The following is a 19,943-nucleotide window of genomic DNA, read 5'->3' as shown; positions in this document are numbered from 1 at the left end:
CTGTCCCCGACCCGCCGCAGGCGACAGGCCGTACGATGCCCAGCGTGACGCACGACGACGCTCCGCCGCTGGCGGACCTCATGCCGTGGTCCGTCGCACCGCCGCGGCTCGGCCGGAGGTGGCCGACGGCCCCCGACGCGGCATCCCTGAAAGCCCGCTGGGACGCCCTGCTGAAGGCCGAGGGCCCGGACCGGGAGGCCCTCTTCGAGCCGACCCGCTCGCGCACCCTGCACTCGGCGGTCGGCCAGCTGCCGGGCAGGCCGAGCGGCACTGAGAAGCTCGTCCGCGCCACAGGCCCCGGCCCGGAACCGGTGCGCGTCCTGCACGCGCCCTTCGACGAGCAGTGGCTGCTGCCCGACCACCGCCTGATCGACGCCGCCCGCCCGGAGCTGTGGCGGGTGGCGGACGAGCACCAGATCTTCGTCGTGGAGAGCCCCTCCGGGGCGGGCGGCCCGCAGGTGCTGGCCACCTCCTGCGTCCCGTTCCTGCGCCCCGGCCGCATCCGCCCCCTGTACCGCCGGCCCGGCGGCACGGAACCCAACCTGGCGCCGGGTCTGCTGGACCACCTGGGCACGCGCCTCGGCCACTCCGTCGCCCCGCCGGACGTCCTCGCCTGGATCATGGCGGTGGCCCGCCCGGACCTGACGGTCCCGCTCACCGAGGACGCCGAACTCTTCTCACGCGGAGTCGAGTTGGGCCGCCGCATCCTCTGGCTGATGCGCCGCGACGGCGACCGCCCCAAGCTGCCCGGCGGCCGCCGCCCGTACGTCCGCGCCCCGCTGCCGTCCCGCCCGCTCGTCGTCGACTACGACCGTGACGAGGAGACCCTGCTGGTCGACGAGGGCCGCATCTCCCCGGTGCCGCCCGAGGCATGGGACTTCGAGACGGCCGGGGTCCGGGTTCTGGAGCAATGGTTCACCGCGCGGACCGCGGAGCCGGAGCCGGGCACGCTGGCCGCGATCCGTCCGGCCACCTGGCCGCAGACCTGGACCTCGGAGCTGCTGGAGCTGATCACGGTCCTGGCTCTGCTCGCCGAACTGCGGCCGCAGCAGGAGGAGTTGACGGTGACGTCACCCGTCACGGCATCCGAGCTGCACCAGGCGGAGGTGCTGCCGCCGACGGAGGCGGCCCGCAGGCCGGCCTCGGTCCTCGATCACCACGAGGAGGGCCCGGAGGGGCAGTTCGCGCTCATCTAGCCGCGAGCGGGAGCAGCTCGTGGTGCGGGGAGGGTGTACGCGTACGGTGAACAGTCCTCCCCTTGGGGGGAGTTGACAGCCGTCGGGGCCGGGCGGGGACGGCATGTCAGGGACGGCGCGCGGGCCCGCGCCCGGTGTCGCACCTGGGCATCGCTGCAGTGCCGGGGATGACGGAGACGAGTGCGCAGCGATGCGCCGGGACGGTGCGGTCACCCGGGTACGGGCCCGCGGGGAGCGCCGGTACGGCTCAGCGCCCGCCGAAGAGCGAACGGCGCAGTCGGCGCAGCGGCGCGAAGAGCAGGACACGGCTGATCCGCGTCCCCCTGGCACTGCGCTCCTGCGGGGTGTCGCGCGCGGTGAGCTCACGCATCAGCGAGGTCGCCTCGGCCACCTTCTGCTGCGGCACGGCGGGACCCGACAGCACCGAGAGATGCCGGTCGAGGCGCGAGCTGGTCGCGCTGCTCCCGCACGTGATCGCAGGGACCCTCGCCCTGCTGCGCACTGTTATCTGTTCCATGTCACTCCCCACCCGTACGAGTCCACCCGGCCCGGGCAGAGTAACCCTATCGCTCCCCCGGGGCACTCGTGTATCGCGGTCACAGGATTCACCTTCCCCGTAAGGATGTTGACGACTCCACGTTCGTCACTCTCCGAATCCAACCGATTTCAGGGCGAGTTGGACAACGGGCTGGCTGGTGGGCTGTGCCGAGCCACCGCCGGGCTCCACGGTCACAGCGAGTGATGTGGCCGCCTTGTCGAGGCCGGTCGCGACCAAGGGCGTGTCGCCGCCCTGGAACAGCCCGAGGGAGCGTGGTTGCGCACCGGGGCGCATGAGCCAGAGCTGGTGCACGCGTCCGCCGGGCGGACTGCCGTATCCGCTGAGGGTGACGACCGCCTGCCCCTCGGACGCGGAGGCGACCACCGAGAGGGCGCGGCCCTGCTTGTCCTGTCCGGCGGTCGCGCGTGCGTCGGGAGCTGCGAGAACGTGGGCGATCTCACGTGACTGGGACCTCGCGGCGTCCAGCTGGTCCTGCGTCCGGTTCGCCTGCACGGCGAAGAGCGAGGCGACCACGAGGGCCGCCGCGGCGGTCGCCGTGGCGAAGGGGACGAAGAGCGGGCGGCGCTCACGGGGCGCACGGGAGCGTGCCGGCGGCGGCTGCGTGCCCCAGACGTGGGGCGGCAGCCGGGGCGTGTGCTCACGCGCCGGCTCCTGCGGGGTCGCCCGGACGGCGGCCAGCACCCTGTTGCGCATCGCGGCCGGCGCCGGGGCGGCCGTCGACCAGGCGAGGCGGACGGCGTCCTCGGACAGGGCCCGCACCTCGGCGTCGCAGATCTCGCACGAGGCGAGGTGCTTCTCGAAGCGGACCCGCTCGGCGGGCGCCAGGGCGTCGAGCGCGTAGGGGGCCGCGAGCGAGTGCGGATCCTCGCTGCCCAGCAGCTTCTTCAGGAGACTCATGCGACACCTCCCAGGCACTTGCGCAGCTGGGTGAGCCCGTCGCGCATACGGGTCTTGACCGTGCCCAGCGGCAGCGACAGCCGCTCCGCCACCTCACGGTACGTGTAGCCGTCGTAGTAGGCGAGGGTGACGGACTGGCGCTGGAGGTCGGTGAGCCGGTCCAGGCAGCGGCGTACCCATTCGCGTTCGAGGCCGGCCTCGACCTCCTCGGTGACCTGGTCGAAGGCCGGGTGGTGGGCCCGCCGTGCCTCGCGCTGCTCGCGTTCGCCGGCCGCGCGGGCACTGCGCACCCGGTCGACGGCCCGGCGGTGGGCGAGGGTGAGGATCCAGGACAGGGCGCTGCCGCGGGCGGGGTCGAACCGGGCGGCGGACCGCCACAGTTCGAGCAGCACCTCCTGGGCCACCTCCTCCGACTGCGCGAGGTCGCGCACGACCCGGCGCACCAGTCCGAACACCGGCCCGGACACCAGTCCGTACAGCTCCTCGAATGCTTTCTGGTCGCCGCCCGCCACGAGCAGCAGAAGCTCGTCCGCCTCCACGCGGTTCCCCTCTCCCCGGCCGCAAGGGCCCCGTCCCGTCACACCAGGCATTCGCAACGAACGCACCTCCGGATGGGGTTACGGATGGGCGGGCCGAAAACGCCAGTCGCCGCTGGATGAAACAAGATTCCCTACGCGCCGTAAAGACCTTTGGGATTCGACCAATCCACCCTGCCGACCGCTCCGAATCAGCGTGCGTCAGGCAAGTTGGGACTGAGGACGGACGGCATGACACCTATCTCCAGGAGCGGTGCGGGACGCGGGAGCATCGCGACCCTGATAGCCGGCGCGCTGGCCGCCGGGGGGCTCGCGGCCGCCGGCGTGGCCACGCTGGAACCGGGGGCGGCCTCCGCCTCCAGCCACCGGGAGGCTCCGCTGATCTCGGGGCAGCCGCAGTACGACAACACCGACGTGTACGCGTTCGTCAGCCCGGACAAGCCGGACACGACGACGATCATCGCCAACTGGATCCCGTTCGAGGACCCGGCGGGCGGGCCGAACTTCTACACGTTCGCCGACGACGCGCAGTACGACATCCACATCGACAACAACGGTGACGCACAGGGCGAGTTGCTGCTGCGCTACACCTTCAAGACGCACACGAAGAACAAGAAGACGTTCCTCTACAACACGGGCGCGGTCACCAGCCTTGACGACCCCGACCTGAACGTGACGCAGACGTACGACATCGACCTCATCAAGCTGCACAACCAGAAGGTGGTCGCGAAGACCAAGCTCGCCGACGACGTGCCGGTGGCACCGTCGAACGTCGGCAAGGCGTCGATGCCGGACTACAACACCCTGCGCAAGCAGGCGGTGCACAAACTCGCCAGCGGCGCCCAGACGTTCGCGGGCCAGGCCGACGACCCGTTCTTCCTGGACCTCAGGGTCTTCGACCTGCTGTACGGCGGGAACCTGTCGGAGGTCGGGCGGGACACCCTCAAGGGCTACAACGTCAACTCCATCGCCCTGCAGGTCCCGACCGACATGATCACGGAGTCCAAGGACCAGCCGGTCGTGGGCATCTGGTCGACCACCCAGCGCAAGAACGCCCGGGGCTACTACGAGCAGGTCTCACGCCTCGGCAACCCGCTGGTCAACGAGGTGGTCAACCCGCTGAAGGACAAGGACAAGTTCAACGCGTCCTCGCCCTGGAACGACGGCCAGTTCCTGAAGAACGTGACCAACCCCGAGCTGCCCAAGCTCATCGAGTCGATCTACAAGATCAAGGCACCGGCGGAGCCGCGCAACGACCTGGTCGACGTCTTCCTCAAGGGCGTGAAGGGGCTCAACCAGCCGCCGAAGGTGCGCCCGGCGGAGGAGCTGCGCCTGAACACCTCGATCAAGCCCGCCGCCAGCCCGAAGCGGCTGGGTGTGCTCGACGGTGACAACGCCGGCTTCCCGAACGGCCGCCGTCTCACCGACGACGTGGTCGACGAGGCACTGCAGGTCGTCGAGGGCGAACTGGTCGGCTCCAAGAACGACTTGGGCGACGCGGTCGACAAGAACGACAAGAACTTCGGCCACTCCTTCCCGTACCTGGCCAACCCGACGGCCGGCTCGCGCGGTGCCACCGCCAAGGGTGTCAGCAGCGGCAACGACGTCCGCAACCAGCTCGGCGACGCGCTCCAGCCGGCCGGTTCCTCCGGCGGCATGAGCAACACCGGTCTGATCGCCGCCTCCGCGGGCGCGGGCGCGGCCGGGATCGCCCTGGTCGGCGCCGGCCTGATGTGGTGGCGCCGGATGCGGGGGCGTGCGTACTGACGCTCGCAGGGGGACTGCCGGCCGTCGCCCGCCCGCAGCGGCGTCGTGGCTGGTCGCGCAGTTCCCCGCGCCCCTTCGGCCGGGCTCCGGCCCGGCCCCACCGACTGGCGCGGCCCGTTCGTACCCATCCCCCACGGCCGGGCCGCGCCGCTCAACAGCCCTACGCAGCATGTCGATTGAGGAGAGGGCATGGCCCCGCGCACGAACGACACCGCCCCGGAGCAGGAGACCGGCACCCCGCCGCCTCCCCCGACGGCACCCGAGGCCGCGCCGCCCACCGAGGAGCCCGGGAGCGGTGCCGTCCCGGACGAGAGCGCGGCCGTCGATCCCCGGGTCGCCGCCGTGCGGCGGGTGGGGGAGGCCGGGCGGCGGCTGAGGGCCATGCGGCTCGGGGGGACCACCGTGCTGCTGGCCGTGGCGCTGACCTGCGGGTCCATCGCGGTCGGGGCGCTGCGGGACCACCACGGCGCGACCGTCGCGTCCGCCCCGAGTGCCGCGTCCCCGGCGCTGCTGACCGGCGGCAGCCTCGACGCGAGCATCGCCTCGCTGCAGGCCCAGCTCAAGACGCAGCCGAAGGACTTCGGGAGCTGGGCCACGCTCGGCCTGGCGTACGTCGAGCAGGCCCGTACGAAGGGCGACCCGTCGCGCTACCCGCAGGCCGAGAAGGCCCTGCGGCGCTCGCTGGTCCTGAAGCCCGGCAACGAGCAGGCCGTCACCGGTCAGGCCGCCCTCGCCGCGGCCCGGCACGACTTCGCGCACGCCCTGACGTACGCGGACAGCGTGCTCAAGGAGAACCCCTACAGCGAGCGCGCCCTGTCCTCCCGCATCGACGCCCTCGTCGAACTCGGCCGCTACGCCGACGCGTCGAAGGCCGCCGACACCGCCGACTCCCGGCGCCCGGGCGTCCCGGTCTTCACGCGGTACGCCTACGTGCACGAGCTGCGCGGCGACGTGAAGACGGCACGGCAGGTCCTGCAGCAGGCGCTCGCCACCTCCACCGCCCGCGGCGACGTCTCCTACGTCGCCGCCCAGCTCGGCCTGCTCGCCTGGAACCAGGGCGACTACAAGAGCGCGCTCACCTACTACGCCCGGGCGCTCGCCGCCGACGAGAACTACCTCCCCGCGCTGGAGGGCCGCGCCCGCGCCCAGTACGCGAGCGGCGACCACGCCGCCGCGATCAAGGGCATGGAGCAGGTCGTCGCCCGCTACCCGCTGCCGCAGCCGCTGGTCGAGCTCGGCGAGATGTACCAGGACCGCGGCGCCGAGGGCGACACGACGAAGGCCCACGACCAGTACGCCCTGGTCGACGCCTGGATCGCGCTCGCCCGCGCCTACGGCGTCAACGCCGATCTCGACACCGCGCTCGCCGCGGCCGACCACGGCAGCAAGGCCGCCGCGCTGCGCGCCGCCCGCGCCGAGTGGGCCCGCCGGCACACCGTGCACACGGCGGACGCCCTGGCCTGGGCCCTGCACGTCAACGGCAAGGACGCGGAAGCCCTGCCGTACGCCCGGCAGGCGACGGCCACGGGATACCGCAACGCCGCGTTTCTCTACCACCGCGGCATGATCGAACGCGCCACCGGCCATGCGAAGGACGCCCGCGCCTCCCTGACGGCGGCGCTCGAACTGAACCCCGGCTTCTCGCCGTTGGGCGCCCGCGAAGCCCGTAAGACAGTCAAGGACCTGGAGGCGGCGCGGTGACCCCTCGTCGGCTGCTCGCCTCCACCGGGGCCGTCCTCACGGCGGCCTGCGCGCTCGCGCTGCTTCCTTCCACCAGCGCGAGCGCGCACCCCCTCGGCAACTTCACCGTCAACCGCTACGACGGCCTGGTCGCCGCCCCGGGCACGCTCCGCGTCGCGCACGTCGAGGACCTGGCCGAGATCCCGGCGACCCAGGCCAAGCCCGACATCGAGCGGCTCGGCATGACCGAGTGGGCGCGGGAGCGGTGCGCGAAGGCGGCCGGCGGCAGCAGGGTCACCGTCGACGGACGGGCCGCCACGCTGACCGTGGGCAGCAGCAAGGCGCATCTGCGGCCCGGGCAGGCGGGGTTGAACACGCTCCGGGTGGAGTGCGCGCTGACCGCGCCGCTGCCCGCGAGGGACACCGTGAAGGTCGGTTTCCACAGCGCGGGCGCGTCCTCCGGGCCCGGCTGGCGCGAGATCACCGCGCGCGGCGACCGTATGACACTGACCGCCACGGACGTGCCGAAGGCGTCGGTGTCCCACGAACTCACCAGCTACCCGAAGCAGTTGCTCTCCTCCCCCGCCGACACCTCGTCGGCCGCCCTGCGCGTGCGCACCGGCGGGCCCGCCCTTGCCGAGGAGCGGCAGGACGCCCCCGCCGCCTCCGTCCTGCCGCGCGGCGCCGACCGCTGGACCCGCGCCCTGGACTCCCTGGTCGCCCGGCACGACCTCACCGTCGGCTTCGCCGCGCTCGCCCTGCTCATCGCGATCGTCCTCGGCGCGATGCACGCGCTCGCCCCGGGCCACGGAAAGACCCTGATGGCCGCGACGGCGGCCGCCCGCGGCGGCCGCGCCCGCCTCAAGGACGTCCTGCCGCTGGCCGCCTCGGTGACGGTCACCCACACCCTGGGCGTGGTCGCGCTCGGCCTCCTGGTCACGGCCGGCTCGGGGGCGACGCCCTCGGTGATCGCCTGGCTGGGCATCGCGAGCGGCGTCATGGTGGCCTCCGCGGGCGCCACCCTCGTACGCCGTGCCTGGCGCAACCGCGGCCCCGGTCACCCGCACGGCCACGGACACGGTCACACGCACGGCCATGACCGTCCGCACCCCCGTCCGCACGGCTCCGGCGGCCACACGCACCCCCACGGGACCGGCGAGGAGCGGAAGTTGGTCCTGGTGGCCGCACACTCCGAGCCGGCCCCGGCGACCGCGGAGACCCCCACCCACACCCACACCCACGCACCCGACCACGATCACGGCCACCCGCACCCGCACGATCACGCACACCCCCACGGCCACAGCCACCCCCACGACCACGATCACGGACACGCCCACCCGCACCCCGACTCCCACACCGTCGAACACACCCACGGCGGCTTCACCCACACCCACTCCACCGCCCCCACACTCCGCGGCACGCTCCTGCTCGGCTTCGCCGGCGGTCTCGTGCCGAGCCCCTCCGCCGTCGTCGTGCTCGTCGGCGCCGCGGCGCTCGGACAGGCCTGGTTCGGGCTGCTGCTCGTCGTCGCGTACGGCATCGGGCTCGCCCTCACCCTCACCGCGGCCGGGTTCGCCGTCGTCAAGCTGGGCACCGGCATGAACCGGCTGCTGGACCGGCGCCCCCGCTGGACCGGCCACCCCCTCGCGTCCCTGGTCCGCAGGACCGCACCGCTGGGATCGGCGTTCCTCGTCGTCGCCCTGGGCGTCGGACTGGTGCTCAAGGGGGCCGCATCCGCACTCGGCTGAGCTACGTTTGTGGAGGAATCACACGGAGTGGAGACAACCCGCGGATGCGAATGGGGGACGCCCGTGTCCGAAGAACCGGGCAGTGAACGTGTGATCGCCGGCCGCTACCGCCTCCTGACCCCCCTCGGCCAGGGCGGCATGGGAACCGTGTGGCGCGCCAGGGACGAGGTGCTGCACCGTGAGGTCGCCGTCAAGGAGGTGCGCGCACCCGCCGGACTCGGGGCCCCGGACGTCGAGCGGATGTACGCCCGTCTCGAACGCGAGGCGTGGGCGGCCGCCCGGGTCGCCAACCGCAACGTCGTCACGGTGTACGACGTCGCCACCGAGGACGGCCGGCCCTGGATCGTCATGGAGCTGGTCCGCGGCGTCTCCCTCGCCGACGTCCTGGAGTCCGAGGGGCCGCTGCCGCCGCAACGCGCCGCGCACATCGGCGCCGAGGTGCTGTCCGCGCTGCGGGCGGCGCACGCGGCGGGCGTGCTGCACCGCGACGTGAAACCGGCCAACGTGCTGATGTCGAACGACGGCCGGGTGGTGCTCACCGACTTCGGCATCGCCCGGGTGGAGGGCAGTTCCGCCCTGACCATGACCGGTGAGGTCATCGGCTCGCCCGAATTCCTCGCGCCGGAGCGGGCGTTGGGCCGCACGCCCGGCCCGGAGTCCGACCTGTGGTCGCTGGGCGTCCTGCTGTACGCGGCCGTCCAGGGCAACTCCCCGTTCCGCCAGGACACCCCGCTCAACACCCTGCGGGCGATCGTCGACGAGGAGCTGGCGCCGCCGTGGCAGGCCGGGCCGCTCGCCCCCGTCATCGAGGGGCTGCTGCGCAAGGATCCGGCCGAGCGGATGACGGCCGACCGGGCCGAGGAGGAGCTGCGGCTCGTCGCGGCGGGCGGCACGCCCGGTGTGTACGGGGCGCCGACCGTCCCCTACACCCCGACGATCGCCGGATACCCGGAAGGGGGAGCGCCGACCTCGCCGACGCCGTACGGGACGGCACAAGCGGCCGGGCCCGCGACGACGGTCACGACCGAGCCGGAGAGGCGCAACCGCAAGGCCGTCTTCGCCCTGATCGCCGGACTTCTCGTGCTCGCGCTGGCGCTGGGCGGTCTGACGTACGCGCTGCTGAACCGCGGCGGCGGTGGCGGGAACGCCAGCGGTGACAACACCCGTTCCGGGGGCGGGACTTCGCAGACGCCCACCACCTCGAACCCGGCCGGTGGCGGTGCCTCCACCCACTCGCCGAGCCCGAGCACCAGCCGTACGACGTCGGCGCCCCAGACCGTGCAGGTCACCCTCGCGGGCGCGAACACCTCCTACTCCGGCAGCTGTCCGCCGGCGAGCGGCCAGGCGCCCGCCTTCACGGCGACGTTCACGGTGGGGAAGCTGCCGGCGGAGGTGAGCTACCGCTGGGTGTCGAAGGACGGCCAGGTGATGGACCAGGGGTGGAAGACCCTGTCCTTCCCGGAGGGCGGCTCGAAGACCAAGCAGGACAGGGCCTTCGTGACGACCTACGACAGCACGGGGACGTTCCGCAACGAGATCAGCGTCGAGGTGCGCTCACCGGTGACGACGACGTCCAACTCGGTTCCGTTCTCGGTGACTTGCGTGGCGGAGACCCCGACGGGCGGGGCCTCCTCCAGTGCGTCGCCGTCGACGTCGACGTCGCCGTGATCAGGCGGCGCCGGTCATGACCGGCAGGAAGCCGCCGGACTGGCCGGCCGCGGTCGGGTGGTAGGACTCGCCGATGTTGAGCCATTCGACGCTGTGCAGCCAGGAGCTGCCCGAGCAGATCTCGTGGCCGGTGAAGGTGGAGCGGACGTCGCCGAAGGTGAACCCGTGGCCGGCGGCGGCCTTGGCGATGGCCGTGTCGAGGTAGTCGGCCGCGCCGTTGATCGCCTGACGCTTGGTCTCGGAGAGGCCGACACAGGTGGTGCCGAGCTTGTAGAAGCGGGGATAGCCGAGGACGACCACATGGGCGTTCGGGGCCTTGGCGCTGATCGCGTTGTAGACGTTGTCCAGCTGTCCGGGGAGCGTCGAGTCGACGTACGCCTTCGCGGTGTCGATCCGGGACAGGCAGGTGCTGTCGGACTGGAGCACACAGGTCGTCATGACGTCGGAGAAACCGGCGTCGTTGCCGCCGATGCTGATGGAGACCAGGCCCGTGGCGGTGCTGAGCGGGCCCAGCTGCCCGGCCAGAACATCACCCGTACGGGCGCCGGAGCAGGCGGTGAAGTCGAACGTCGAGGGTGAGTGGGCGGCCGCCCAGAGGTAGGGGTAGGCCTTCGTGCTGCGCTTGCAGTCGCCGCTGGAGCTGATGTAGCTGCCCGACCCGACCCCGGAGGAGTAGGAGTCGCCGAGGGCCACATAGCCGGTCGCTGCGGCGTCTTGGGACGCCTGCGCCGCGTTGGCCCCGGTGAGGGCCGTGCCGGCGGCGAGGAGGATCGAACTCACGAAGACGGCAATTCGGGAACGTCTCATGGAACCTCCCTTTAGCAGGATCTCTGCCATAACCGTCGTACCAACTACGCGTGTCGACGGGAAGTGTCCATGTCAAGACTTTCGAGCCAACTACCGTTCGAATCCGGACTTCTTCCGGCGCGGCACCCCGGTGGTGGCTGGTTCAAGAATGCACAAGAACTGCCCACGGGGGCCGTTCGGACCTTGACGGCCGCTGACGGGCTGCGCGACTCTGAAGCCCGGCATCCGGCGCGTCGGGGGGCAAAGTCGCCAATGCAGACCATCCGTATCAAGAGAGCATCAACAGCGGGCGCCGAGCGGGAGCGGACGGGACCGGGGAGGGACCTGTCGCCACTGCTCGCCGGCGCCGCGACGGCTGTGGGGGGCTGCGGCGCGCTTCTGGCGCTCGCCGGCTCGGACTCACCGCTGCGCGGCCCGTTCACCCTGTTCTTCCTGCTCGCCGCGCCCACCACGGCCATCGGGGCCGCGCTGCGCGGGCTGGAGCCTCTCGGTCGCGCCATCGGCGCGATCGCGGGGGCGATCGTCCTCGACATGCTCGTGGCGCAGGGCATGTTGGCCGTTCACCGATGGTCGGTGAACGGGGGAATCATCGCAGTGACCGTGATCAGTTTCTGTCTTTTGATGGGCTGTGTAACGGTCAAACCAACAAAAACGTGAGGTCTCGTTCCAGGCCTTGCCATAGGGGTTCAATCATCAATACCGTCGTACATCTCACCCGCATCGGTCCATCACCACGCGGCTCTAGGGGAGGGCTCAAGGACCGCGATGGATCCGGCGTGGGGCGCGGTAGGGGGGTGCCGTGCTCGGTGACCGCACTTGTGACCGAGTCGTGCCGCGAGACCGGCTGCCGTTCCACGGCAGACGGCCAGCTTTGCCAGCTCGCCTCGGCGTGCACGGAGATCCATTTCTGCATGTCACGGGCGTGAACCCCCCTTTCGAACCGGACACATAACCGGGCCGCCCAGGGGCGGGCGGTCCACCCGGACGAGAGGGACCAGACTCATGAGTTCTGTTCTTCGGCCGGCGACCACGGGCCAGGATCCGTTAATTGCCAGCAAATACCGGCCGATCTCTTCTCACCTGGCCATCGCGCCACCGGTGAGCGTGGTGATTCCCGCCATGAATGAGGCGGAGAATCTCCCCTACGTGTTCAAGACACTTCCCGACTGGATACACGAAGTCGTTCTGGTGGACGGCAATTCGACGGACGACACCGTCGAAGTGGCCCGTGGCCTGTGGCCCGAGGTCAAGGTCGTCGAGCAGCGTGGCAAGGGCAAGGGCGACGCGCTGATCACCGGCTTCGAGGCCTGCACCGGCGACATCATCGTGATGGTCGACGCGGACGGCTCGGCGGACGGCAACGAGATCGTCAGCTACGTCTCCGCCCTGGTCTCCGGCGCCGACTTCGCCAAGGGATCCCGCTTCGCCAACGGCGGCGGCACCGACGACATGACGTTCATACGCAAGCTCGGCAACTGGGCGTTGTGCACGATCGTCAACCGCAAGTTCGGCGCCCGCTACACGGATCTCTGCTACGGATACAACGCGTTCTGGCGGCACTGCCTGGACAAGATCTCCCTCGACTGCACCGGATTCGAGATCGAGACCCTGATCAACATCCGCGTGGTCAAGGCCGGTCTGAAGGTGCAGGAGATCCCGAGCCACGAGTATCTGCGCATCCACGGCGCGAGCAATCTGCGGGCCGTGCGCGACGGGTTCCGGGTGCTCAAGGTCATCCTCAAGGAGCGGTCGAACCGGAAGGAACTGCGCAGCCAGGAGCGTCACTCGCCGATGCTCGAGTCGGTTCCGCTCGACCCGGCCCCTCTCGACTCGGCCCAGGGAGAGGTGTCTTGAGCGATCTCGACATCTCCGTCGTGATCTGCGTGTACACCGAGGACCGCTGGGAGGACATTCTCGCGGCGGTCTCCTCGGTGCGGGCGCAGTCGCACCCTGCCATGGAGACGCTGCTGGCCGTCGACCACAACCCGGCGCTGCTGGACCGGCTGGCCAAGGAGTACAAGGAGGCCGGCGACGTACGGGTGCTCGCCAACGCGGGCCCGCGCGGCCTGTCAGCGGGCCGCAACACCGGGATCGCGGCCTCCCGCGGCGAGGTGATCGCCTTCCTCGACGACGACGCCGTGGCCGAGCGGGACTGGCTGCGCCGCTTCGCCGAGGGCTACGCCGATCCGCGGGTGATGGCCGTCGGCGGCCGTACGATGCCGATCTGGGCCTCGGGCCGCCGTCCGGCCTGGTTCCCCGAGGAGTTCGACTGGGTGGTCGGCTGCACCTACAAGGGCCTGCCGCCGGGCCTGGTCCGGGTGCGCAACGTCCTCGGGGGCAACGCCTCCTTCCGCCGTACGGCGTTCGACGCGGCCGGCGGCTTCGCGACCGGCATCGGCCGCGACGGCGACAAGCGGCCGCTCGGCTGCGAGGAGACGGAACTGTGCATCCGGCTCACCCGCGCCAGACCGGACGCGATCCTGCTGATCGACGACCGCGCGGTGATCCACCACAGGGTGCCCGAGGCGCGCGAGCACTTCGGGTACTTCCGCACCCGTGCCTACGCCGAGGGCCTGTCCAAGGCGCTGGTGGCGCGCAGTGTGGGCGCGGAGAAGGGACTCGAGTCCGAGCGCCGGTACGCCACCAGAGTGCTGCCGGCCGGTGTGGTCCGGGGTCTGCGCGACGCCTTGCTGGTCCGCCCGGGGGGCGCGGGCCGTGCGGGTGCGATCGTCGCCGGGGTGCTCACCGCGGCCGGCGGGTACGTGGTGGGGAGCGTCCGGGCACGCCATGGCGGAGGAACGTTCTCCGTCGTCGAGATCGAGGGGGGATCTCATGACTGAAGCACCGGTGCCGATCCTGATGTACCACTCGGTGGCGACCGCCCCGAACGACGCCACCCGCGCGCTGTCGGTGGCGCCCGAGGCGTTCGCCGAGCAGATGGCGTGCATCGGGGACCGCGGGCTGACACCGATCAGCACGGCCGATCTGGCGGCGAGTTGGCGTTCGGGGCGCCCGCTGCCGCCGCGGCCCGTGCTGATCACCTTCGACGACGGCTACGAGGGCGTGCACCGGCACGCCCTGCCCGTGCTCGCCAAGCACGGCTTCGCGTCCACCCTGTTCGTCTCCACGGGCTGGATCAAGGGCGCGTACGACATGGGCGGCGGCCTGGACACCATGCTGGACTGGGACCAGGTGCGCGAACTGGCGGCCGCGGACGTGGAGATCGGCGGGCACAGCCACACCCATCCGCAGCTCGACCAGCTCGACGACGGCGCCCTGCGCCACGAACTGATCCACTGCAAGGAGATCGTCGCCGACGAACTGGGCACCGTTCCGCTCTCGTTCGCCTACCCGTACGGGTACTCCAGCCGCCGGGTGCGCGAGGCCGTGCGCGAGACGGGGTACGCCCAGGCGCTCGCCGTCGGCAACGGCCTCGCGCGCCGCCGCCAGGGCCCGTACGCCGTGCAGCGCGTGACCGTGCGCCGCGGCACGGGCATCGAGGAGTTCGAGCGGCTGGTCGAAGGCCGCGCGATCGCCCGCAACTTCGCCAGGGACCGCGTGCTCACCAAGGGGTACGCGATGGTCCGCAGAGCACGCCAGGTCCGCCGGAAGGCCAGCCGTTCCCGTGTCTGACACGACGACCACGACCGAGGCAGCGTCGTCCCCGACCGAGACGCCCGCGCAGTCGGGGCGCCGTCTTCGCCTGCCCGGACTGGGCCGCAGACAGGGCGGCAACCAGCTGTTCCGCAACGCCTATGCGCTGATGCTGAACACCGGCATCTCCGCCGTGCTCGGCCTCGGCTTCTGGCTGGCCGCGGCCCGCTACTACTCCGAGGACGCGGTCGGCCAGAGCTCGGCCGCGATCGCCGCGATGAAGTTCCTCGCGGGCCTGACGGCGGTGACGCTGACCGGCGCGCTGGCCCGGTTCATCCCGATCGCCGGGCGCACCACCGGGCGGCTGATCTTCCGTACGTACGCGGGCAGTTCGCTGGTCGTGGCGGTCGGAGCGGGGATCTTCCTGCTGACGCTGGACATGTGGGGACCGTCGTACCGCTTCCTGCACGGGCCGGTGCACGGCCTCGGGTTCATCGTGGCCGTCATGGCCTGGAACCTGCTCACGCTGCAGGACGGAGTGCTGACGGGGCTCAGAAGCGCGCCGTGGGTTCCGGTGGGCAACACCGTGTTCTCCGCGGTGAAGCTGGGTCTGCTGGTCGCGCTCGCCGTGGCGATCCCGACGACCGGCATCTTCGTCTCCTGGGTCGCCGCGATCGCCACCTCCGTGGTCCCGCTCGGCTGGCTGGTCTTCCGGCGCCTGGTGCCGCGGCATGTGAAGGCGACCGAGGACCATGCGAAGCCGCCGACGCTGCGGGAGGTCGGGAAGTTCCTCTCGGGCGACTACACCGGCTCGCTCTTCTCGCTCGCCGTGGTCTACCTGATCCCGGTCATCATCGCCTCGCAGGTCAGCTCCAAGGACAACGCGTACTTCTACATCACCACCACGATCGGCGGCACGGTCAACCTGCTCGCCATCAACATGGGCGCCTCGCTGACCGTCGAGAGCTCGCACGACCCGGCCCGGCTGGCCGCCAACACCCGTGCCGCGCTCAGGCGGATGGCCCGGATCATGCTGCCGATCTGCGGGGTGCTGTTCATCGGAGCGCCGTGGATCCTGGGCGTCTTCGGCGCGGGCTACGCGGACGCGGCGACGCCGCTGCTGCGCTGGTTCGCGGTGGGCGCGCTGCTGCGGGTCGTCATGGAGACGTACTTCGCGGTGCTGCGCGCGCAGAGCCGTACCGCCGGACTCGCCTGGCTGCAGGGCCTGTTGTGCCTCCTGGTGCTCGGTCTGACGCTGCTGCTGCTCCCCCGCATGGGCCTGACCGGCGCCGGTGTCGCCGAGATCTCCTCGCTCGCGGTGATCGTCACGATCGCCGCCCCGAAGCTGTACCGCATCCTGCGCGCCGCTCCGGTCGCCGACGTGCCCGAGCACGCGGCACCCGACGGGGACCTCGCCGACCTGGGGGCGCGCGAGGTCCCGGCCACCGACACGCCACGCCGGCGCGGGCCCGCCTGGGCGCTGGACTCCGACACCCTCGCACTGGGCATCCACGTCGACTTCGACCATGTGGAGCGGCGGCCGGACGTGCGGCCGGGGCCCGGGACCCCGCCCACCGGGACCCCGGTCATGCCTCTCGACCACCGGCCCACCTGGGCGAAGAACCCGGCACTCGGCCTGCCCGTCGAGGAGAGGGAGCCCGGGTCCGAGGCCTCGCTGGGGCCCGCCGAGGTGGACGCGCCGTTCGGAGCGGCCTTCGGCGAGGAGCCCGTACGGGAGGAGGAGGCGCCGCTCGGCCAGGAGGAGCCGCCCGAGGAGGTGCGGGAGCCCGAACCGCCCGCCCTGTCCTGGCGCGAGCGCCTGCGGCCGAGCCGCCTCGGAGTCGTCCTGGGCTGTCTGCTGACCGCCGCGCTGCTCCTGTACTGGGTGCCCGTGCTGGGGCTCGGCGAGGCCGACCTGGAGGCGATGGGCGGGCTCGGCCTCATCTCGGTCCTGCCGCTGCCGACGCTGATCGGTGCCGCGCTGCTGGTCGCGGTGTTCGCCTCGCTGCTCTGGACGGGCCGGGAGCACAAGGCGCTGCTCCTGGTCACGCTGCTGGCGACGGTGATCTCACTGCACGCGCTGCCCGCGGTGATCGAGACCGAGCCGCGCTTCCCGACGGCCTGGCAGCACCTGGGCTTCCTCGACTACATCGACCGCACCGGCTCCGCCGTACCGGATCTGGACGCGCGCTGGAGCTGGCCGGGCTTCTTCGCGGTGGCCGCGTTCGTCGCGAAGGCCTGCGGGGTCACCGACCTCACCGAGGTCATCCGCTGGTGGCCGCTGACCATCCAGCTCCTGTATCTGGCACCGATGTTCCTGCTCGTGCGCTCGATGCGGGCGAGCTGGCGGGCCAAGTGGACCGGCATCTGGATCTTCGTGCTGAGCGGCTGGGTGGGTCAGGACTACTTCTCGCCGCAGGGCTTCACCTATCTCCTCTACCTGGCGTTCGTGGCGATCCTGCTGGTCTGGTTCCGCGAGCCACGGGTGCTGTGGACGAAGAGGCGCCCGGGCGAGGCGGAGGTCGAGCCGACGACCCGTCGCCAGAGGGCCGCCCTGCTCGGCGCGCTGATCGGCCTGTACGCGGCGAGCGTCCCGGCCCACCAGCTCACGCCGTTCATGATGCTGGGCGTGCTCGCGGTGCTCGTGGTGATCGGCCGGTCCGAACTGCGGGGCCTGCCCATCCTGTTCGGCGTCATGGTCGCGGCCTGGCTGGGCTTCATGGCCGAGCCGTACTGGTCCGGGCACTTCAACGAACTGTTCGGCGGGGTCGGCGGCGTCGGCAGCAACGTCTCCACGTCGGTCTCCGGCCGCATCCAGGGCGGCGATTCGACCCACAAGCTCGTGCTGTACACGCGCGTGCTGCTGGCCGGCGCGGTGATGACGTTCGCCTGCTGGGGCTGGTGGCGCCGGCGCGACCACAAGTACCGCGAGCGGTCACTGCTGGTGCTGACCTTCGTCCCGTTCCTGGGCTTCGGCATGCAGTCCTACGGCGGCGAGATGGCGCTGCGGGTCTTCATGTTCGCCGTGCCGGGCGCCGCGCTGCTGGCCGGTCTCGCCCTGTTCCCGCGCACCGGCGTCACCGCCGAGGAGCGGGACAAGGACCGGGTGAGCCTCGCCCCGCTGGCTGCGCTCATGGCGGGACTGCTCCTCATGGGCGGCTTCCTGGTGGCCCGCTGGGGCAACGAGCCGTTCGAGCGGGTCCGGCCCGGCGAGGTCGCGGCCATGGACTACGTGTACGCCCACGACAAGCCGACCGTCCGCCTGCTGTGGCTGAGCAACGACACGGTCAACGACGTGACGCCGGCGATGCCGTGGGGCGCGAAGGACATGGAGCGGGTGAACTACGTGCCCACGCTGGCCCCGCCCGACCCGGTGCTGGTGTCCGGCCTGGTCAAGGCGCTCAAGGACGCGGGTCCGAACTCGTACCTGATGATCAACGAGAGCCAGACGACCTACCTGCGGATGGACGTGGGCTATTCGGACACCTGGGAGCCCCGGCTGATCCAGAACCTGGACCGGCGGCCGGAGTTGGAGAAGGTCTACGTCAACGCGGACGCGACGATCTACGCCCTGGCGAAGCAGCCCGCGGGCAAGGTGCCCAAGCCGGACCCGGGCCCGATCGGGCCGCAGATCACCTGGACGCCCTGGTCGGTCGTCGGCGCCCTGGCGGCCCTCGCGCTCATCGTGCTGCTGACGGCACGCGAGGTCGTGCGGATCGCGCTGCGGCCGAGCGTGCGGCAACTGCGGTGGCTGCAGAGCAGTTACTGGTTCTCGCTGCCGCTGCTGGCGGTGTTCCTGGCCTCGCTGGTGCAGCGGTTCATGACGATGAAGTGAGGCCACGTGCCGTGAAGTGGGGGGGGGGGGGGGGGGGGGGGGGGGGGGGGGGGGCCGCGGGTGTGGCTGTGGGGGTGCGGGGGGGGGGGGGCCCCACGGCCGCCCCCCCCCCCCCCCGCGGGGGGGGCCCCCCCACTTCACCTCGTACGCCTGCATGTCGAAGCGTTTGCCGTCGACCTTCGCGCTGATCGACCGGTCGAGGGTGTTGACCACCAGGACGGTCCTGTCGGTGGCCAGGACGCGGACGTTGGGCACGTCGTCCGCGGCGACGGGGACACTCGTGTACTTCGTGCCGGGCGGGAACGCCTGGTGGAAGCGGGAGACCAAGTCGAACATGGGCAGTTTCCGGCCGCCGTCCGAGCGGTCGGTCGGCGTCCACAGGCAGCCGGCGCAGCCGTCGCCCTTCTCGTCCTCCGGGTTCCAGTAGAACCCGGAGGAGGCGCCGCCCTTGACCATGGCGATCATCCCGGCGGCCTGGACGGCGACGCGGCGGGTCTCCGACCAGCCCTTGCGCTCGTCCTTGCCGTCGGCGGGCTCGACGTAGTACTCGGACCACCACAGCGGCAGGTTGCCCGTCCGCTGCCGCACCCAATTGCCGACGGCGGTGAACTTGTCCGTCGCGGCGAACTCGTTCGGCAGCATCTCGTCGTCGTTGGTGTAGCTGGAGCCGTCCACGACGACGAAGTCGGCGCCCGCCTTGTTCTTGTTCCAGTAGTCGAAGGCGTCGAGGACGCGCTGGTCCATGGCGCCCCAGGGCCCCTTGAAGGTCGCGGATGCCTCGCCCGCGCGCGGGTCGACGCTGTCCATGACCAGGTACGGCCCGCCGACCATGATCTTCTTGTCGACCTTCTTCAGGGCTTTGTAGACCAGGTTGTAGAGCTTGGTGTAACCCTCGTAGTCCCAGCGGCCCTTGGCATCGTTCCAGAAGCCCTTGAACTCGTTCCAGACGATGAAGTGGCGTACGTCCGGATAGCGCTTGGCGACGGTCGCGGCCAGCGCGGCGAAGTCGGCGTAGTGCTGCGGTTCGGGGGCCGTCTCCAGCGCGGACTGGCTCCAGTTCGTGTTGTCGACGCCGGCCTTGCCGCCCTTCATCCAGTCCGGGGAGCAGCACAGCGTGACGACCGGCGTGCCGCCGGACTTGCGGATGAAGTCGATCCGGCGGTCCATCGCGCCGAAGTCGTAACGCCCCTTCACCGGCTCGGGGTTGTCGGCGCCCCAGCCCATGACCGCCTGGTCCTGCGGCATGCCCCCGGCACCCGAGATCAGCTGCTCCACCCGGTCGGTGGCGGACGGGTCGCCCTCGTCGGCGCTGTACTGGGTGTGCGTGAAGCCCCAGCCCACGTCGGGCTTGTCCTGGTCGGGCGGGGTCACCGGGGTGCCGTGCACCGAGTCGCCGTTGCGCGAGGTGCCCGCCGTGCTTCCGCCGCCCGGCAGCGTGTTGACCAGGGTCACGATCAGCGCCAGCGCGGCCACGCCCACCCCGAGCAGCGCGGTGAGCCGCCACCGCCGTGCCCCCGAAGTCCACTCATGACGTCCCATTGAGGGCAACAGTAACCGTGTAGCCGCCAGGTAGGGCAGATGTTGTGAATGCACAGGTCTGTAACAGGGCGGACGCGATACAAGGCGGGCGAACCGGAAGCACCCGGCACGGCGGAC

Annotated in this window: 14 protein-coding genes and 1 pseudogene; 10 read left to right on the top strand and 5 right to left on the bottom strand. The window is 71.5% G+C overall.

Annotation, left to right across the window (positions count from 1 at the left end; all coding sequences use genetic code 11):
• Window positions 1–35 precede the first annotated feature (35 nt).
• Window positions 36–1,196 carry a type ISP restriction/modification enzyme gene (locus tag ACIBN2_RS23335; RefSeq protein WP_399136853.1) on the top strand — a complete coding sequence of 387 codons (1,161 nt, stop codon included), beginning with the start codon at window positions 36–38 and terminating at the stop codon, window positions 1,194–1,196.
• Between the two features lie 247 nt (window positions 1,197–1,443).
• Here the strand turns inward: ACIBN2_RS23335 and ACIBN2_RS23330 are convergent, their stop codons facing one another.
• From ACIBN2_RS23330 to ACIBN2_RS23320, 3 genes are all read right to left on the bottom strand, one after another.
• Window positions 1,444–1,713: a hypothetical protein gene (locus ACIBN2_RS23330; protein ID WP_384252993.1), complete on the bottom strand. Its 270-nt coding sequence runs from the start codon at window positions 1,711–1,713 to the stop codon at window positions 1,444–1,446.
• Between the two features lie 126 nt (window positions 1,714–1,839).
• Window positions 1,840–2,652 (bottom strand): anti-sigma factor domain-containing protein, encoded by an 813-nt coding sequence (locus tag ACIBN2_RS23325; RefSeq protein ID WP_399136851.1) that lies wholly within the window; start codon window positions 2,650–2,652, stop codon window positions 1,840–1,842.
• Window positions 2,649–3,191, bottom strand: coding sequence for a sigma-70 family RNA polymerase sigma factor (locus ACIBN2_RS23320; RefSeq protein ID WP_399136849.1), 543 nt, complete (start codon window positions 3,189–3,191; stop codon window positions 2,649–2,651). Before ACIBN2_RS23320 ends, ACIBN2_RS23325 begins: the two co-directional genes overlap by 4 nt.
• A gap of 228 nt (window positions 3,192–3,419) precedes the next feature.
• Between ACIBN2_RS23320 and ACIBN2_RS23315 the strand changes: the two genes are divergently transcribed.
• The 4 genes from ACIBN2_RS23315 to ACIBN2_RS23300 all read left to right on the top strand — a co-directional run bounded on the left by ACIBN2_RS23315 (window position 3,420) and on the right by ACIBN2_RS23300 (window position 10,051).
• Window positions 3,420–4,955 carry a DUF4331 domain-containing protein gene (locus ACIBN2_RS23315; protein ID WP_399136848.1) on the top strand — a complete coding sequence of 512 codons (1,536 nt, stop codon included), beginning with the start codon at window positions 3,420–3,422 and terminating at the stop codon, window positions 4,953–4,955.
• 189 nt (window positions 4,956–5,144) lie between these two features.
• Window positions 5,145–6,656, top strand: a complete 1,512-nt coding sequence (locus ACIBN2_RS23310) for a tetratricopeptide repeat protein (RefSeq protein WP_399136846.1) — start codon at window positions 5,145–5,147, stop codon at window positions 6,654–6,656.
• Window positions 6,653–8,383 carry a sulfite exporter TauE/SafE family protein gene (locus tag ACIBN2_RS23305; RefSeq protein WP_399136844.1) on the top strand — a complete coding sequence of 577 codons (1,731 nt, stop codon included), beginning with the start codon at window positions 6,653–6,655 and terminating at the stop codon, window positions 8,381–8,383. Before ACIBN2_RS23310 ends, ACIBN2_RS23305 begins: the two co-directional genes overlap by 4 nt.
• 63 nt (window positions 8,384–8,446) lie before the next feature.
• Window positions 8,447–10,051 carry a serine/threonine-protein kinase gene (locus ACIBN2_RS23300; protein ID WP_399136842.1) on the top strand — a complete coding sequence of 535 codons (1,605 nt, stop codon included), beginning with the start codon at window positions 8,447–8,449 and terminating at the stop codon, window positions 10,049–10,051.
• Here ACIBN2_RS23300 and ACIBN2_RS23295 read toward each other — a convergent pair whose 3' ends face one another.
• The gene (locus ACIBN2_RS23295) at window positions 10,052–10,858 is read right to left on the bottom strand and encodes an SGNH/GDSL hydrolase family protein (RefSeq protein ID WP_399136840.1); all 807 of its coding nucleotides are present in this window, start codon (window positions 10,856–10,858) and stop codon (window positions 10,052–10,054) included.
• A gap of 252 nt (window positions 10,859–11,110) precedes the next feature.
• Between ACIBN2_RS23295 and ACIBN2_RS23290 the strand changes: the two genes are divergently transcribed.
• The 5 genes from ACIBN2_RS23290 (at window position 11,111) to ACIBN2_RS23270 (ending at window position 18,287) form a co-directional block, all read left to right on the top strand.
• The gene (locus ACIBN2_RS23290; RefSeq protein WP_399136838.1) at window positions 11,111–11,515 is read left to right on the top strand and encodes a hypothetical protein; all 405 of its coding nucleotides are present in this window, start codon (window positions 11,111–11,113) and stop codon (window positions 11,513–11,515) included.
• A gap of 345 nt (window positions 11,516–11,860) precedes the next feature.
• Window positions 11,861–12,712, top strand: a complete 852-nt coding sequence (locus ACIBN2_RS23285; protein WP_399136837.1) for a glycosyltransferase family 2 protein — start codon at window positions 11,861–11,863, stop codon at window positions 12,710–12,712.
• Entirely contained in the window at window positions 12,709–13,698 is a 990-nt protein-coding gene (locus tag ACIBN2_RS23280; protein WP_399136835.1) for a glycosyltransferase family 2 protein, read from the top strand. The genes ACIBN2_RS23285 and ACIBN2_RS23280 overlap by 4 nt, the downstream gene beginning before the upstream one ends.
• Entirely contained in the window at window positions 13,691–14,491 is an 801-nt protein-coding gene (locus ACIBN2_RS23275) for a polysaccharide deacetylase family protein (protein WP_399136833.1), read from the top strand. Before ACIBN2_RS23280 ends, ACIBN2_RS23275 begins: the two co-directional genes overlap by 8 nt.
• Complete coding sequence (locus ACIBN2_RS23270; RefSeq protein ID WP_399136831.1) at window positions 14,484–18,287, top strand: lipopolysaccharide biosynthesis protein; 3,804 nt, start codon at window positions 14,484–14,486, stop codon at window positions 18,285–18,287. Before ACIBN2_RS23275 ends, ACIBN2_RS23270 begins: the two co-directional genes overlap by 8 nt.
• Before the next feature lie 132 nt (window positions 18,288–18,419).
• On the opposite strand, the pseudogene ACIBN2_RS23265 reads toward ACIBN2_RS23270, so the two are convergent.
• Window positions 18,420–19,826, bottom strand: a pseudogene (locus ACIBN2_RS23265) (xylan 1,4-beta-xylosidase); the annotation flags it as partial.
• Window positions 19,827–19,943: the final 117 nt, after the last annotated feature.

The sequence above is a fragment of the Streptomyces sp. NPDC050534 genome (genome assembly GCF_044457745.1).
Taxonomy (GTDB): Bacteria; Actinomycetota; Actinomycetes; order Streptomycetales; family Streptomycetaceae; genus Streptomyces.
The sequence above is the reverse complement of the archived record's forward strand: the minus strand, read 5'-3'. Positions and strand labels throughout refer to the sequence as shown.

Excerpts from the sequence above, each read along its gene's own strand:
- ACIBN2_RS23330 (WP_384252993.1), bottom strand. The coding sequence starts at position 1,713 with ATGGAACAGATAACAGTGCGCAGCAGGGCGAGGGTCCCTGCGATCACG.
- ACIBN2_RS23285 (WP_399136837.1), top strand. The coding sequence starts at position 11,861 with ATGAGTTCTGTTCTTCGGCCGGCGACCACGGGCCAGGATCCGTTAATT.
- ACIBN2_RS23290 (WP_399136838.1), top strand. The coding sequence starts at position 11,111 with ATGCAGACCATCCGTATCAAGAGAGCATCAACAGCGGGCGCCGAGCGG.
- ACIBN2_RS23310 (WP_399136846.1), top strand. The coding sequence starts at position 5,145 with ATGGCCCCGCGCACGAACGACACCGCCCCGGAGCAGGAGACCGGCACC.
- ACIBN2_RS23275 (WP_399136833.1), top strand. The coding sequence starts at position 13,691 with ATGACTGAAGCACCGGTGCCGATCCTGATGTACCACTCGGTGGCGACC.
- ACIBN2_RS23315 (WP_399136848.1), top strand. The coding sequence starts at position 3,420 with ATGACACCTATCTCCAGGAGCGGTGCGGGACGCGGGAGCATCGCGACC.
- ACIBN2_RS23335 (WP_399136853.1), top strand. The coding sequence starts at position 36 with ATGCCCAGCGTGACGCACGACGACGCTCCGCCGCTGGCGGACCTCATG.
- ACIBN2_RS23295 (WP_399136840.1), bottom strand. The coding sequence starts at position 10,858 with ATGAGACGTTCCCGAATTGCCGTCTTCGTGAGTTCGATCCTCCTCGCC.
- ACIBN2_RS23325 (WP_399136851.1), bottom strand. The coding sequence starts at position 2,652 with ATGAGTCTCCTGAAGAAGCTGCTGGGCAGCGAGGATCCGCACTCGCTC.